General features: G+C 50.2%; 18 protein-coding genes. 17 read left to right on the top strand and 1 reads right to left on the bottom strand.

Annotated elements, in window-relative coordinates:
* Positions 1–294: 294 nt before the first annotated feature.
* From OGV75_RS03200 to OGV75_RS03235, 8 genes are all read left to right on the top strand, one after another.
* Positions 295–1962 (top strand): propanediol/glycerol family dehydratase large subunit, encoded by a 1668-nt coding sequence (locus OGV75_RS03200; protein ID WP_095715260.1) that lies wholly within the window; start codon positions 295–297, stop codon positions 1960–1962.
* Between the two features lie 11 nt (positions 1963–1973).
* Positions 1974–2558, top strand: coding sequence for a propanediol/glycerol family dehydratase medium subunit (locus tag OGV75_RS03205; RefSeq protein WP_016154579.1), 585 nt, complete (start codon positions 1974–1976; stop codon positions 2556–2558).
* Between the two features lie 2 nt (positions 2559–2560).
* Positions 2561–2989, top strand: a complete 429-nt coding sequence (locus tag OGV75_RS03210; protein WP_003024721.1) for a diol dehydratase small subunit — start codon at positions 2561–2563, stop codon at positions 2987–2989.
* 10 nt (positions 2990–2999) lie between these two features.
* Positions 3000–4811, top strand: a complete 1812-nt coding sequence (locus tag OGV75_RS03215) for a diol dehydratase reactivase subunit alpha (RefSeq protein WP_286480333.1) — start codon at positions 3000–3002, stop codon at positions 4809–4811.
* A 113-nt stretch (positions 4812–4924) separates the two neighbouring features.
* Positions 4925–5248, top strand: coding sequence for a DUF1889 family protein (locus tag OGV75_RS03220; protein ID WP_071524484.1), 324 nt, complete (start codon positions 4925–4927; stop codon positions 5246–5248).
* A gap of 492 nt (positions 5249–5740) precedes the next feature.
* Positions 5741–7165, top strand: coding sequence for a site-specific integrase (locus OGV75_RS03225; protein ID WP_096940674.1), 1425 nt, complete (start codon positions 5741–5743; stop codon positions 7163–7165).
* The gene (locus tag OGV75_RS03230; protein WP_096940675.1) at positions 7162–7776 is read left to right on the top strand and encodes a hypothetical protein; all 615 of its coding nucleotides are present in this window, start codon (positions 7162–7164) and stop codon (positions 7774–7776) included. Before OGV75_RS03225 ends, OGV75_RS03230 begins: the two co-directional genes overlap by 4 nt.
* A 148-nt stretch (positions 7777–7924) precedes the next feature.
* Positions 7925–8131, top strand: a complete 207-nt coding sequence (locus tag OGV75_RS03235) for a helix-turn-helix domain-containing protein (protein ID WP_064542224.1) — start codon at positions 7925–7927, stop codon at positions 8129–8131.
* 108 nt (positions 8132–8239) lie between these two features.
* Here the strand turns inward: OGV75_RS03235 and OGV75_RS03240 are convergent, their stop codons facing one another.
* Complete coding sequence (locus OGV75_RS03240) at positions 8240–8422, bottom strand: YlcI/YnfO family protein (protein WP_096940676.1); 183 nt, start codon at positions 8420–8422, stop codon at positions 8240–8242.
* A gap of 139 nt (positions 8423–8561) precedes the next feature.
* Between OGV75_RS03240 and OGV75_RS03245 the strand changes: the two genes are divergently transcribed.
* From OGV75_RS03245 to OGV75_RS03285, 9 genes are all read left to right on the top strand, one after another.
* The gene (locus tag OGV75_RS03245; RefSeq protein WP_096940686.1) at positions 8562–8804 is read left to right on the top strand and encodes a host cell division inhibitor Icd-like protein; all 243 of its coding nucleotides are present in this window, start codon (positions 8562–8564) and stop codon (positions 8802–8804) included.
* Positions 8797–8997: a hypothetical protein gene (locus OGV75_RS03250; protein WP_096940677.1), complete on the top strand. Its 201-nt coding sequence runs from the start codon at positions 8797–8799 to the stop codon at positions 8995–8997. Before OGV75_RS03245 ends, OGV75_RS03250 begins: the two co-directional genes overlap by 8 nt.
* 4 nt (positions 8998–9001) lie before the next feature.
* Entirely contained in the window at positions 9002–9301 is a 300-nt protein-coding gene (locus tag OGV75_RS03255) for a DUF4222 domain-containing protein (protein ID WP_096940678.1), read from the top strand.
* On the top strand, positions 9298–11097 hold the full coding sequence (locus OGV75_RS03260) for a DNA primase family protein (RefSeq protein WP_096940679.1): 1800 nt from the start codon (positions 9298–9300) through the stop codon (positions 11095–11097). The genes OGV75_RS03255 and OGV75_RS03260 overlap by 4 nt, the downstream gene beginning before the upstream one ends.
* 330 nt (positions 11098–11427) lie before the next feature.
* Positions 11428–12006: a DUF4145 domain-containing protein gene (locus OGV75_RS03265; RefSeq protein WP_096940680.1), complete on the top strand. Its 579-nt coding sequence runs from the start codon at positions 11428–11430 to the stop codon at positions 12004–12006.
* A gap of 144 nt (positions 12007–12150) precedes the next feature.
* Positions 12151–12354, top strand: coding sequence for a hypothetical protein (locus tag OGV75_RS03270; RefSeq protein WP_096940681.1), 204 nt, complete (start codon positions 12151–12153; stop codon positions 12352–12354).
* 12 nt (positions 12355–12366) lie between these two features.
* Entirely contained in the window at positions 12367–14187 is a 1821-nt protein-coding gene (locus tag OGV75_RS03275) for a ClpP-like prohead protease/major capsid protein fusion protein (protein WP_286480336.1), read from the top strand.
* 207 nt (positions 14188–14394) lie between these two features.
* A complete protein-coding gene (locus OGV75_RS03280) occupies positions 14395–14877 on the top strand; it encodes a DUF1441 family protein (RefSeq protein WP_096940683.1) in 483 nt (160 codons plus the stop codon).
* 71 nt (positions 14878–14948) lie between these two features.
* Positions 14949–15491 (top strand): HEPN domain-containing protein, encoded by a 543-nt coding sequence (locus OGV75_RS03285; RefSeq protein ID WP_096940684.1) that lies wholly within the window; start codon positions 14949–14951, stop codon positions 15489–15491.
* The last annotated feature ends 88 nt before the right edge of the window (positions 15492–15579 follow it).

The raw sequence follows: 15579 nt of genomic DNA on the forward strand, positions 1-15579 counted from the left end.
TTAAGTCAATAGGGTGGGAATTTCAAAAATATTACGTTCAGTTTCCTGTTGCGGTGTTTATTGATAATGATCATTTAACCTCGTCACAATTCGCGGTGAATATTCCTGAGCCGCGTTTCAATATGAAACGATGGTTTTTTATTACGTGCCAAATTGGAACGAAATTAATTTTATTTTTTTATTGTCCTGCTCATTTAGAGTTCGGCTATTGCTGATGAAAGGCGAATGCCGGGTGTTGTGTCCCCGGCAATACGGCCCGGCGTCCCTATTTTTTATCTTTTGAGTCCATAAACTATGAGAAGATCAAAACGATTCGAAGTGCTTGCCCAGCGGCCTGTAAATCAGGATGGGCTAATTGGCGAATGGCCTGAAGAGGGGCTGATCGCAATGGAAAGCCCTTACGATCCGGCTTCGTCGGTGAAGGTGGAAAATGGTCGTATTGTTGAGCTGGACGGCAAGAGCCGCGCCGAGTTCGACATGATTGACCGGTTCATTGCCGATTACGCGATTAACGTGCCCGAGGCCGAGCGCGCCATGCAGCTCGACGCGCTGGAGATCGCCAGAATGCTGGTGGATATCCACGTCAGTCGGGAAGAGATCATTGCCATTACGACTGCCATCACCCCGGCGAAAGCGGTGGAGGTGATGGCGCAAATGAACGTGGTGGAGATGATGATGGCGCTGCAAAAAATGCGCGCCAGACGCACCCCCTCCAATCAGTGCCACGTGACCAACCTGAAAGATAACCCGGTACAGATTGCTGCCGACGCTGCTGAAGCGGGGATCCGTGGCTTTTCCGAACAGGAAACAACGGTCGGGATCGCCCGCTATGCGCCGTTTAACGCCCTGGCGCTGCTGGTGGGGTCCCAATGCGGTCGCCCCGGCGTGCTGACGCAATGCTCCGTTGAAGAGGCCACGGAGCTGGAACTGGGAATGCGCGGGCTAACCAGCTACGCCGAAACGGTGTCGGTATATGGCACGGAGTCGGTGTTTACCGATGGCGATGATACGCCGTGGTCAAAAGCGTTTCTTGCCTCGGCGTATGCTTCTCGTGGTCTGAAGATGCGCTACACCTCCGGCACCGGCTCGGAAGCGCTGATGGGCTATTCCGAAAGTAAATCGATGCTTTATCTGGAGTCGCGTTGCATTTTTATCACCAAAGGCGCGGGCGTACAGGGGTTACAAAACGGCGCGGTCAGCTGTATCGGCATGACCGGCGCTGTGCCGTCGGGGATTCGCGCGGTGCTGGCGGAAAACCTGATTGCCTCGATGCTCGACCTTGAAGTGGCCTCCGCCAATGACCAGACCTTTTCCCACTCCGATATTCGTCGTACTGCTCGCACCCTGATGCAGATGCTGCCGGGCACCGACTTTATCTTCTCCGGCTATAGCGCGGTACCGAACTACGACAACATGTTTGCCGGGTCGAACTTCGACGCTGAAGACTTCGATGATTACAACATTCTGCAACGCGATCTGATGGTTGACGGGGGCCTGCGTCCGGTCACGGAAGAGGAGACAATCGCCATCCGCAATAAGGCCGCGCGCGCCATTCAGGCGGTGTTCCGCGAACTGGGCCTGCCGCTGATTAGCGATGAAGAGGTGGACGCCGCCACTTACGCTCACGGCAGCAAAGATATGCCCGCGCGCAATGTGGTGGAAGATTTGGCTGCCGTGGAAGAGATGATGAAACGCAATATCACCGGGCTGGATATCGTCGGCGCGTTGAGTTCCAGCGGCTTCGAAGACATCGCCAGCAATATCCTCAACATGCTGAGGCAGCGTGTTACTGGTGATTATCTGCAAACGTCGGCCATTCTGGATCGTCAGTTCGACGTCGTCAGCGCCGTTAATGACATCAACGATTATCAGGGACCCGGCACCGGCTATCGCATCTCTGCCGAACGTTGGGCGGAAATTAAAAATATTGCGGGCGTGGTTCAGCCCGGCTCGATCGAATAAGGCGGTACACAGTGGAATGCACAACTGAACGTAAGCCGGTTTTCACCTTGCAGGTGAGCGAAGGCGAGGCGGCTAAAGCGGACGAACGCGTGGATGAAGTCGTGATAGGCGTCGGCCCGGCCTTTGATAAGTATCAGCACAAAACATTGATTGATATGCCGCACAAAGCGATTTTGAAAGAACTGGTTGCCGGCATTGAAGAAGAGGGCCTGCATGCTCGGGTGGTGAGGATTCTGCGCACTTCTGATGTTTCATTTATGGCATGGGATGCGGCAAATCTCAGCGGTTCTGGCATCGGGATTGGTATCCAGTCGAAAGGAACCACGGTGATTCATCAGCGCGATCTGCTGCCTCTGAGCAACCTTGAGCTGTTCTCTCAGGCTCCGCTGCTGACGCTGGAAACCTATCGCCAGATTGGTAAAAACGCCGCGCGCTATGCACGTAAAGAGTCGCCTTCGCCAGTGCCAGTGGTTAATGACCAGATGGTACGCCCCAAATTTATGGCCAAGGCCGCGCTGTTTCATATCAAAGAAACCAAACACGTGGTGCAGGATGCTGCGCCTGTCACGCTGCATATTGCACTTGTAAGGGAATGACCATGAACGACAACATCATGACCGCGCAGGATTATCCATTAGCGACCCGCTGCCCGGAGAAAATCCAGACTCCTACCGGCAAACCGCTAACCGATATTACCCTTGAGAATGTGCTGGCGGGCCGCGTAGGTCCGCAGGATGTGCGTATTTCTCAGCAAACGCTGGAGTACCAGGCGCAGATTGCCGAACAGATGCAGCGTCACGCCGTGGCGCGTAATTTCCGTCGTGCGGCAGAGCTTATAGCAATCCCGGATGCCCGTATTCTTGAAATTTATAACGCGCTGCGGCCGTTTCGTTCTTCGTTCGCCGAGCTTCAGGCCATTGCCGATGAACTGGAACATACCTGGCATGCCACGGTGAACGCCGGGTTTGTCCGCGAGTCGGCAGAGGTGTATCAGCAGAGAAACAAGCTGCGTAAAGGCAGCCAGTGACGGAGGTTGTATGCCGTTAATTGCAGGGATTGATATCGGCAACGCCACCACCGAAGTGGCGTTGGCGCAGCATGGCCGGTTTATCGCCAGCGGGATTGTCGCCACGACCGGTATGAAAGGTACACGGGACAATATTGCCGGGGTGGTGGCCTCCCTGCAGCAGGCGCTGAATAACACCCTGTGGTCGCTTCAGGACGTGGCGAAAATCTGCATCAACGAGGCGGCACCGGTGATTGGCGATGTGGCGATGGAAACCATCACTGAAACCATCATTACCGAATCAACAATGATTGGGCATAACCCGCAAACGCCCGGCGGCGTTGGCGTGGGAATGGGAACTACCATCGCCGTGGAGAAGCTGGCGGCGTTGAGTGAAGATCGGTTTACCCAGGGCTGGATCCCGCTGGTTGGCGAGGAGAGGGATTTCCTCGAGGCGGTTTGGTTTATCAATGAGGCACTGGATCGCGGCGTCAACGTGGTAGCGGCGATCCTCAAAAAAGATGATGGCGTGCTGGTGAACAATCGCCTGCGTCGAACAATGCCGGTGGTAGATGAAGTCACCCTGCTGGAGAAGGTGCCGGAAGGTGTGCTGGCGGCGGTGGAAGTGGCGGCCCCAGGACAGGTGGTGCGTGTGCTGTCGAATCCTTATGGCATCGCGACCTTCTTTACCCTGACGCCCGAGGAAACGCAAACCATCGTCCCCATCGCCAGGGCGCTAATTGGCAACCGTTCCGCCGTGGTGCTGAAAACCCCGCAGGGTGATGTGCGCTCAAGGGTGATCCCGGCGGGTAAGATCTTTATCCGCGGCGAAAAGCGTGGCGGTGAAGCCGACGTAGCGCAAGGCGCACAGGCCATTATGCAGGCGATGAGCACCTGTGCGCCCGTGTGCGATATTCGTGGTGAAGCAGGTACGCATGCAGGCGGCATGCTGGAGCGAGTGCGTAAGGTGATGGCCTCGCTGACCGGTCACGACATGAACGCGGTGTATATTCAGGATCTGTTGGCGGTGGATACGTTTATTCCCCGCAAGGTGCAGGGCGGTATTGCCGGGGAGTGTTCAATGGAGAACGCCGTTGGCATTGCGGCGATGGTGAAATCCGATCGCTTACAGATGCAGGCCATCGCCAGTGAACTGAGCGTCCGGTTAAACATCCCGGTTGAAGTCGGCGGCGTGGAGGCCAACATGGCTGTCGCCGGTGCGTTAACAACGCCCGGATGTGCTGCACCGCTGGCGATCCTCGATTTAGGCGCAGGCTCTACCGATGCCGCCATTATCAATAGCGATGGCGTTGTGAAAGCGGTCCATCTGGCTGGCGCGGGGAATATGGTCAGCCTGTTGATTCAAACCGAGCTGGGCTTAAGCGATCCGTTTCTGGCGGAGGAAATTAAAAAATACCCGCTGGCAAAAGTGGAGAGCCTGTTCAGCATTCGCCACGAGAACGGCGCGGTGGAGTTTTTTCGCGAACCGCTCAGTCCGTCAGTGTTTGCCAAAGTCGTTTATCTGAAAAACGGCGAGCTGATCCCCGTAGATAACCAGACCTCGCTGGAAAAAATTCGGTTGGTGCGCCGACAGGCCAAAGAGAAAGTTTTTGTGACCAACTGCCTGCGCGCTTTACGCCAGGTGTCACCCGGCGGCTCTATTCGCGATATGACTTTTGTGGTGCTGGTGGGCGGCTCCTCGCTGGATTTCGAAATCCCGCAGATGATCACCGACGCGCTGGCGCATTACGGCGTGGTTGCCGGACAGGGCAACATCCGTGGTACCGAAGGGCCGCGTAATGCGGTAGCGACCGGGCTGGTTTTGGCCGGGATAGCGAATTAATCGTGCAGAAAACAGCCGCCGCAAGCGTTTAGCTGCGGGGTAAATCAAATAAAGGTGATGTTCTCTTTGATATCCCGGCGGAGTTGGGTACATAGTATAAATGTGTCTCTCACGTGGTTAATTTTAAGGATAAGAGCATGCCAACAGCAATTGAGAAAGCATTGGATTTTATTGGTGGTATGAACACTTCGGCGTCAGTACCCCATTCAATGGATGAAAGTACCGCTAAGGGAATCTTAAAGTATTTGCATGACTTAGGTGTGCCAGCAAGTCCAGAAGCTGTGATGGCACGGGGTGAGCAGGAGGGATGGAATCCCGAGTTCACGAAAAAAGTGGCCGGATGGGCAGAAAAAGTGGCCTCCGGTAACCGCATCCTTATCAAGAACCCAGAGTATTTTTCAACCTATATGCAGGAGCAGCTCAAAGAGCTAGTTTGAGCTGACTATCGAATCAAACTCTAACGGACGTTTCCATCTCTGGATGGCGACGTCCAGAGGGGGACAGTGACCAGCTTGTTGCTGGACAGAGGCATCCCGTAATATATCTTCAGGCCCCGCCTGCCGTATTCTTCCCGGCTCTTATTTCACATTTTGGTGCGAACAGATATTGATTTGTTCCAGCAGGAATCCTTTTGGCTCGCGCCAACAGCTACGGAAGAACCCCCAAAAAAAAGGACCTGCGATTTCTCGCAAGTCCTTGATTTTTGGTGGCCCCTGCTGGACTTGAACCAGCGACCAAGCGATTATGAGTTAGAATGCAATTTCTTACCTTAAAATACTTATCTATAATTTTCAGTAACTTAATTGATACCGAAATACTGTATAAATAACCAGAAATACTCTAAAATACTCCTTTGCGGTATCCTATAGGTATCCTAGAGCAAAACAAGCGATTTGCAGGATACCCCGATCGCTTGGTGTGGAGTGTTTGTGGAAACATTCAAATTTACGAAAACAAAGCTCGAAAACCTCCCACCAGCCGAACGTGGACAGGTTGAGTACGGCGATACCATTGTTAATGGCCTGCGCATCCGTATTGGCACCAGTGGTGTGAAAAGCTTCTGTATCTCACGTAAGAGAAATGGAAAATTCATTCGTGCCACGCTGGGCCGTTTCCCGGACCTTACTATTGATAACGCCAGAGCAAAGGCTCTCGAGATGCTGGGCGACGTAGCGACCACCGGGAGAAATCCTAATGTGGAAAAGCGTGTCAATGAGAAGGCATCTGTCACGCTTGCCGATGCGCTGGATGCCTATATAAAGAACCGTGGCCACCGCCTGAAACCCACAACCGAAAAGCAGTATCGCGCTATCTTGCAAAATTACTCCGGCGACTGGATGAAACAATCACTCGCGACCATTTCGCGTGAACGTGTTGAACATCGGCATAAAGCGGTGACTGATGGTTCTGTCTGGTTTGGCGCTGATAAAGAAACGCTCCGAGCAGGGGTAGGAACCGGTAGTAAAGCCCAGGCTGACCTGTGGGCCAGAGCACTCCGCGCAGTTTATCGTTTTGCACATGATCATTATCGTGACGAAGAAGGGATAACGCTGTTACCTGACCCGCCAACACTGGTGCTGAGTACAAAACGTCAGTGGCATGGCACGATCAGAAAGACGGAGCGCATCCGCACCCATGACTTTGCTCGTTGGTTAAATGCCGTTGCTGTAGTTCGTGATAAGGCCGAAGAAGGACGAGACGATGTAGCGGCCGCAATATGTGACGCTGTAGAAATGTCGATGTTCACCGGGCTGCGTAAATCTGAAATATTCGAACTAACCTGGAGTCGAGTAAATATTGGCGGTCGTTATTTCTGGATAGATACCACCAAGAACGGCGATCCACTCGAGCTGCCAATCACTGAAACTCTGCTGAATCTGTTCCGGCGCCGACTGAAAATGAAAAACGGAAATGAGGCTTTAGTATTTCCTGGAGTTAAAGGAGTCATTAAAGAATATCGCCATGTAATTGATCGAATCAGTGCCGCCACCGTTCCAGACCCCAATCCTGATTTGCTCCAGCCAATCCCATTCAAATGGCACGATGCCCGCCGTACATTCGGTACAGTTGCCGAGCTGGTGGGCGTTGGTAGTTATATTCTCAAACGACTGATGAACCACCGAACGATGCGTAGTGCAGATGTTACTCAGGGCTATCTTCATTTTGGTGCTGATGAACTACGCGAGCCAGCTACCCGAATTGAACGGGCCATCCTGGAACATGCTGGGTTTGTGGAAAGCAAGAAAGCCATTGATGCACAATTATTGTCTGCTTTAGGCAATTTGACTGATGAAGAGAAGCGTAAGATGCTTTTTGAAATACTAAGCCAAAATCATATGCAGGTTAAGAAATGAGTTATTTAAAACGAGTGGATGCCGAGCATGTGGCAAGAATGTATGCCTTTCAGCAATTGGTAAAAAGTTACTCTTCGGAAAACGCCGATGAGCATGTGAATCGTATTGAAAAAGAAATAGCTGGGAAAACTATTAAAGAAAAGAAATGGATAGCGAATAGCCTCACCGAAATGCAAATGGTAGAGAAAAACAGGCCGTTATCGGATGATGAAAATGTGTTGGTTAAAGCTGTGAACGTACTAACAGTTCTTGGATATACAGATCTAGCCAAGGAGTTAGGCGCTTTGGCAGACAGAGTTGGGCGATGTGTGACGTTATCAGATGTTTATATGAATCACATTATTGACGGTGCGGTGAAAAAAAATAGAAGTGACGCAGCCTCAGGACACCGACATCATTTGCATGATGAAATTGTGGCAATTATCAAAACCACCTGGGAGAAAAACCCTGCTTTATCTAAAAAGAAAATGATCGCAAAGTTGATGAATCGTTATGAGGGGCGAGTGGATGAAGGAACGGTGGATAGCTGGATAAAAAAAGAAAAGTTATTACCGCCTAAGCCTAAGAAATACATTAATTCTGATTTGGTTTTTCCACCGGAGTACGCATAGCGCTAGATTACAAAATAGGGAGGGGGAATAGCTGATACCCCTCCCCATAAGTAGCTCTCCATCCTGAATATTTGCTTCTCACCTTATTGGCGAAAAATCAAAACATTAGAGTGGCCTCGTTGTTAACCAATAATACACGGAGCTACTTATGCATTTGGTTGAATCGAATTATTCTAAAAGACTCACTCGTAATGAGGCCGCAGCTCATCTTGGTGTGAACCCCCAGACGTTGGCTAACTGGGCGCATACTGGCAAGGTAAAAATTCCCTTTCATAAGGTCGGTCGGAAGGTCATTTACTTCAAGTCTGATCTGGATGCTTATCTGGATTCCACCCGCAGAACGCAGACGGTTTAAGGGGCTGGATATGGTACATAAAACAAAGGCGGCCATGCCGGGCCGCCAGAGTTACAACGTCTTATTGAAGCGTATACAAGGTACCAGGCCCAGCGCTGGTGGTCAAAATCAGGCTTTTGGCTCAATACCTAATTTGCGAAGCTTTTCCCGGCAGGCTTCTTTAACCCATGAGCTGAATTGTCCCGGGCCAGCAGCATCGTTGATTTGTTCCAATAATTCATCTTCAAAGCGAATATTTTTTTTGGTGCTGCCTGAACGCTCGAAAGCTGCCTTTAAATTTTTATCTTGCATCGGTACGTACCACAGGGTTAAACTCAAAACATCATGGTACGTACCGTTTTTGGTTTATGCAACCATGAAATTAACGAAGCCCGGAAGTGGTGGAACACTAACCGGGCTTCTGACCAAACCGTTAATAGGAGTAACAGTTATGGCTGGAATACAGCATACCCAAACTCACCCCAAATTTACATGGCTATTCCTCGGTATACCGAAGGGGCAGACCTGCACGCCTGTAGTTATCCGCATTGCCGCCGACACTGAAGAAGAAGCCCGCGAATGGTATTCCCGCTGGGAGCTAACCTTTGCCGCGAAGATTCGCTCTGAGTGCTCTCTGTACCAGTACGCCAACGGCGCTTACGAACTGAATGTGATGGGTGGGCATCATGGATAACCAAATCCCTATGCTGAATGTCTCACTGCATGTCTCCCCTAATTTTTCCGGGCGTATTTTGCTTTATGTTGAAAATGGTTTAGTTAAAGGAGATACGGTATTACGTCCGGATGAAATTATAGGTACGCCATCACTCTTTGATCACATCCTTGAACGCGCTGGTTATCGCGTAACGCCAGTCAAAAAGGACTAACGCCATGAAAAAGAAAATTAACAGCTTAACTGCTGGTGGCCAGACTCGGCCTGAAATCCTCCCGGGCGATATTTTCCAGGATAACCGGGGCGAACGGGTAACGGTGAAAATGGTTACTGATAACCGAATTACCTATATCAGGGATGGGTATTCCGGAGAGTGCGTTTTCCCTGTTGAACGATTCAAAAGGGAGTTCAACCCGGTAAAACGCCAGACGTTCAGCGAATGGTGCAAATCGAATAACACAGCAGAAAAAATACAGAACCTGCGGGCGTTGATTGCCGCTAAGAGAGCGGGCAAATGAAACGTGCACCGAACTTAAAATTTCTGCCAAAGGAAAAATTTACAGAGGCAGTCATTTTTGCCGGGACTGATGCTTACGCTCATGCAAAGGGATGGGAAGAGGGGCTGGGTAAACAAATTGCCGAAGATACAACGCCCCCTGTCTGGCTGGGGCCAAAGCAACTGGCGGAACTGGATAACCTTCAAATTGTTGATAAAGGTCGCCGTAGTGCCCGTGTATATATTGCCGGAGATATCGAGCCGATACTGATTAACGCCATTGGTGCGAAGCTGGCGTGGGCAGGAGTGCAGGACGCCAAATTATATAAGGGCATTCCGGATCGCCAGCCAGAGGACTGGCATGATTATCTGGAGAGGATCCGAACGGATAGTATCGTTGTCGATCTTCCGGTTACAAAACGCGAACCAGCCCATATCGGAGTAGCACCGGCATTGAACCAGATGGGGGCCAGCCAACGCGGTGAAGTCTTACTGGCGCATTATGACGGCGACCTGGCAATTCACGCCGACTCTGACACGGTGCACCACTATAACGGCGTGGTGTGGAATCCGCTTCCGGACAAAGAGCTGCAGCGCGAAATGGCGCAAATTTACATTGATGCTGAGGTCGCCTATTCGCAGAACGCCGTCAAATCGGCGGTGGAAACCATGAAACTGAGCCTTCCGGTTATGGGGGTGACAGAGCGAAATCTGATTGGCTTTAGTAATGGGGTATTTGATACCCGAACAGGACAATTCAGGCAGCACAGCAAAACAGACTGGTTGCTGATCGCAAGTGAACTACCGTTCAGCCCACCAGCAGAAGGAGAAACGCTGGCCAGCCATGCACCGAACTTCTGGAAGTGGCTCCGCCGTTCCGTGGCCAGTAATGACCGTAAAACAGATCGCGTGCTGGCAGCCTTGTTTATGGTGCTGGCGAACAGGTACGACTGGCAATTATTCCTGGAGGTAACGGGGCCTGGTGGCAGCGGTAAAAGTGTGATGGCAGAAGTCTGCACCATGCTGGCAGGTAAGGCTAATACGGTCTCAGCCAGCATGAAGGCGCTGGAGGATGCAAGGGACAGGGCGCTGGTGGTGGGCTACTCGCTGATCATTATGCCTGATATGACCCGGTACGCGGGCGATGGTGCAGGTATTAAGGCCATAACGGGTGGTGACAAGGTGTCTATCGATCCGAAACATAAAGCGCCATATTCAACCCGTATTCCGGCAGTGGTGCTGGCGGTCAACAACAATGCTATGACATTCAGCGATCGCAGCGGGGGGATCTCGCGGCGACGGGTGATATTCAACTTTTCGGAGGTTGTACCGGAAAACGAGCGAGACTCGATGCTGGCAGAGAAAATAGAAGGGGAACTGGCTGTAGTTATCCGCCATCTGCTTACACGTTTTGCAGACCAGGACGAAGCCAGGCGGTTATTGTATGAGCAGCAGAAATCAGAGGAGGCTCTGGCGATCAAACGAGAGGGGGATTCGCTGGTGGACTTCTGCGGTTACCTCATGGCGTCTGTAGTGTGTGACGGGATGTTTATCGGCAATGCCGAGATAGTACCATTCAGCCCACGAAAGTATCTGTATCACGCCTACCTCGCCTACATGCGCGCCAATGGTCTCAACAGGCCCGTTTCGTTGATGCGGTTCGGAACAGATATGCCTGGCGCAATGGCTGAATATGGTAAGGAGTACCAGAAGAGGAAAACAAAGCATGGGATACGTTCCAACGTAACTCTGCACGATGATTCAGACGACTGGATGCCATCATGTAACAGTGTTTCTGACAGTGGTGGGATAGAGTAAAGTTACGGATAAAGTGTTCACCAGTATTCACCGTGTTAAAAAGTTTATCTATAACAGCGGGTTAAGGGGTGAACACTTATTTATTAAGTATTCACCAGGTATTCACCTGTTCACCTTTTGACTGTTTTTTGTTCTAAATGGTGAAGGGTAGGGTGAACACTAGTGAATACCTGAAAGAAGAGTATTCACCATATAACTACATGAATTTAATTAAAAAATCCGTGATGGTGAACAGGTGAACACTTAAACGTATATTTTTTAATTTTATACTTTCAGATTAAGCAGCTAAGAGGGAAAATGAGGCCTATGGAGAGTGCCTGAGGAACATAAATGTCTACGATAGTTGATTTGGTGTCGGTTCTGGTTTGGCCCGGAGTAACCATTTGGTTTATTAAAAAATACGGTGATGATGTTAAGTCTCTCATACTAAGATTATCTCGTATCAAAATGGGGGGCGCTGAGGCGGAATTCGCTGAAAATCTTGATGTGGCTGAGGCACTGGCTGTTGATACTCCAGTAGTAAATATTCAAGATGCCGTACACGATGAAGATACCGAGTTTTCTCGCAGATTATCTGCTCTACAACGAATCGCTGATGTTTCTCCTCGAGCTGCAATAATGGAGTCATGGCTATTAATTGAGGAAGCCGCAGGTAAAGCTGGGTTCGTTCAGGGCGCGACGATCCCTCGCATAAACATTCCTCTTTTTTTAGATTGGTTGGCTCGTGAACATAGAATAGATAAGAACACCGCTAAATTAGTAGAAAAAATGCGGCATTTGCGAAATTCAGCCGCACATTTAAGAGATTTCGAATTAACACGAGATGAAGCTGAACGTTATCTGAAACTAGCAACAAGACTTTCTCTTATCATTGTCGACCCAGAAGTTGATCTCGTTAATAAAGATTAACTATCGGCAACAAGAATGAACCGGCATTAGCCGGTTTTTTTACATCCAAAATTCATTTACCACTTTTAATGGTAAATAATGGTTTAACTACCACATTTATTGATCAATACTGTATGTACATCTAGTACATATGGAGATCCAGAAGTGACTAAACAGAAAGCAATGTCGGTATATATCGATGATGAAACCACCTTAGTGCTCAATCGTCTGCGTGAAGAAATTCGCCAGCGCTATGAGCGTGAAGGTATCCCCGGTAATGCCCCCACCATTGGCTGGCTTGCTCGTTCCCTGCTGCGTGAAAAATTGGGGATGGCTCCTGCAAAAAACGACGCGCCCGGTGCGCTGTAAGGCTGGTCTGCAATGGAAATATCACTGTATGAACCGATAGAAGGGATGACGGCGAAACGCTTCCGTGATGCCCTGCAGGTGGCACAAGGCCCGGTAACAGTCGCAATCAATAGCGGTGGCGGAAACGTTACTGACGGAATGGCGATTTTTAACGCCTTACGCGGTTACAAAGGCCATACGGTTGCCCGCATTGATGGTATTGCCGCATCAATGGCGACCATCGTTGCGCTGGGAGCTAAACGTGTTGCTATGGCCGATAACGGCTGGTGGATGGTTCACAATCCTTGGGGGGTTATGGCGGGTGAGGCTGGGGACATGCAACGGCATGCGGAAGTGCTGGAAAAAATCGGTAAAACGATGCTGGCCACCTATGTAGCTAAATCCGGTCTTCCCGAAGCGGAAGTAAAAGCCATGATGGATGCAGAAACCTGGCTGACGGCAGCGGAGGCAAAAGAAAAAGGTTTTGTGGATGAAATCTACCCGGCAGAAGGGCAGATGTTCGCGATGGCGCCGGGCTGTGATTCGCTGGTGGCCAAATTTACCCGAACGCCGGAACAACTGCGTGAAGCGATGAAGACCACCAGCCAGCCAGAAAACACAGAGCAGAAAGCAGATGTTCTTTTTGCTGCTTTTACGGGGCATGAGTGGGCGGCCGGTATCCGGGCTGAGTTTGTGAGCGGCTCCATCACCGAGGCACAGGCCCGACAAAAAATTCTAACCAATCTGGCTGCGGGAACGACACCGTGCGCCGGACCAGGAGCATATAACGTGTACTCAGGTAACGGGAACATTGTAGGGGACTCAGTTAAGGCGGCATTGCTGGCGCGTACAGGGCTGGAAAAAGCTGAAAAAGATAACCGTTATAACGGCTATACGCTGCGGGAACTGGCGCGAGCTTCGCTGGTGGATCGTGGAGTAAGTGGTATTCCGGGGAATCCGCTGGGTATGGTCGGAATGGCGTTTACACACAGCAGCAGTGATTTTGGTGGCATCCTGGCGGACGTTGCGAATAAATCTCTGTTGAAAGGCTGGGATAACTCGCCTGAAACATTCCAGCAGTGGACGAAAAAAGGGACTCTGCCTGATTTCAAAGTATCCCATCGGGCTGGTCTGGACGGCTTCAAGTCGCTGCGAGAGGTTCGCCCGGGGGCTGAATATAAATATGCCACGACCTCAGATCGTAGCGAGCCAATTGCTCTAGCGACTTACGGCGAACTGTTCAGCATCGATCGCCAGGCCATCATTAACGATGATATGAGCGCTTTAACCAGCATTCCTCAAAAAATGGGCGCGGCCGCAAGCCGTACGGTCGGGGATCTGGTCTATGCCGTGTTGCTGGGCAATCCCAAAATGGGTGATGGCAAAGCGATTTTCGATGCAGTACATAACAACCTGATGAAGATTGCACTGGATATCCCGGGGCTGAGTGCCGGGCGAAAAGCGATGCGTATGCAGAAGAACGGCGCTGGTGCTGTTCTTAATATCCCGCCACGCTTCCTGCTGGTTCCGGTTGAATTGGAGGATAAGGCCAATCAACTGATTCGTTCCACCTCGTTACCTGAAGCGCAGAACAGTGGAGTATTCAACCCATATAACGATGCGCTGACTGTCATCACGGAGCCGCGGCTGGATGCTGAAAGCCTTAAGGCTTGGTACATGCTGGCGGGGCAGGGAGAAGACACAATCGAGGTGGCTTATCTGGACGGCATTGAAACGCCATACCTGGAGCAGCAGCAGGGCTTTACCGTTGATGGTGTAACGTTCAAGGTACGTATTGATGCGGGAGTTGCCCCACTTGACTGGCGTGGCATGGTGAAATCAGAAGGGGCGTAATACATTCTGGTGGTAATCCTTTTGGCGGTCTTCGGGCCGCCTTTTTTACGGGTCCTCCTGGCGATTATGTACACCGAGGGGGCGACGACACGCGGAAAACGGCTGATTTTTCGCATTTTATGCGTGCAGCAGCGACAGGTTAACTAACTGAAAAATAATGATTCAGGTTGCTTTTGCTGCAAAAGTGACCGTGCAGCAGAGGTAAGAATGAAACTGAGTAAAACGCAGGTAAATGTTACGCAACTGGCGGAGCTGGTGGGCATGAACCGAAACCTTGTTGCCCGGCGTCTGCGCGATATGGAGCTGGCTGGCGGTAATGGTGAAAATCTCAAGTTGTACGAACTAGGGGCAGCGCTTCAGGCATTACTGACACCATCAATGAAAGAAAATGGTGAAATGTCGCCGCAGGACCGAAAAGCCTGGTATCAGTCAGAAAATGAAAGGCTGAAATTTGAAGCAGCCTCACGAGAATTGATTCCTGTAGAGGAAGTGGCCCGCGAATATGCATCACTGGCTAAAGCGGTAGTAATGATGCTGGAAACCCTGCCAGATATTCTGGAACGTGACTGCGCTCTTACACCAACAGCCGTTACACGTGTCCAGACCATTATTGACGATCTGCGGGATGAAATGGCGAGAAAAATTGCCGAAAGTGATTCATGTGATGGTTGGCCTGCGGCAATGAGCTAATGACTGAGATAATCAACCATTGTATAAGAGCATTATCTTCTTAATTTCGTTGATAGTAATGGGGCTGTAAGATGAAAGATAGGATTACAAATGACCGTAAACATCCTAACCATTGGTTTAATCGGGCGTCTGACCTAAAAGCTTCCGCTCATGTTCTTTGGTTAACTATGCAATCAGATAGTTTACAAAAAGAAATGGGATATGGTGGAGGTTTTTCTTTGAAGGTTGCATGCCACCCAGTTTATGAAATGCTCTGCGGGTTGGCATTAGAGTTAATTCTTAAAGCTGTTATTGTTCAAAAAAATAAGCTAGTGCCAAACAGTCATAATTTAAATCACTTAGCTAGTATGGCTGATATAAAAATCAACAAGACAACTGCGGACTTACTGAAATTTTATACAGAAGTGATCATCTGGTCGGGACGCTATCCTGTCCCTCGGGATTGTGACGACGAGAAGTTAACAGATTATTGGAAATTAGTTTCGAATACACTGACAGAACGTGTAGGAAAGGTTGGAACATTGCAAATTCGCCGTAGTAATGGGGCATCCAATTGGGATAATTTTAATGAGATTTATAATTTATTTATGAAGGATTTTAAGTTCGGTGTTTAAGAGAACCTGATTACAAACTTTGAGAGACTGCGGCTTAACTTGTAGAGCTAGCCTTCATTAAGGGTGGCCCGACTTTCGTCGGGCCGGG

The organism is Citrobacter sp. Cb028 (assembly GCF_030336705.1).
In the GTDB taxonomy this organism is placed as follows: domain Bacteria; phylum Pseudomonadota; class Gammaproteobacteria; order Enterobacterales; family Enterobacteriaceae; genus Citrobacter; species Citrobacter braakii.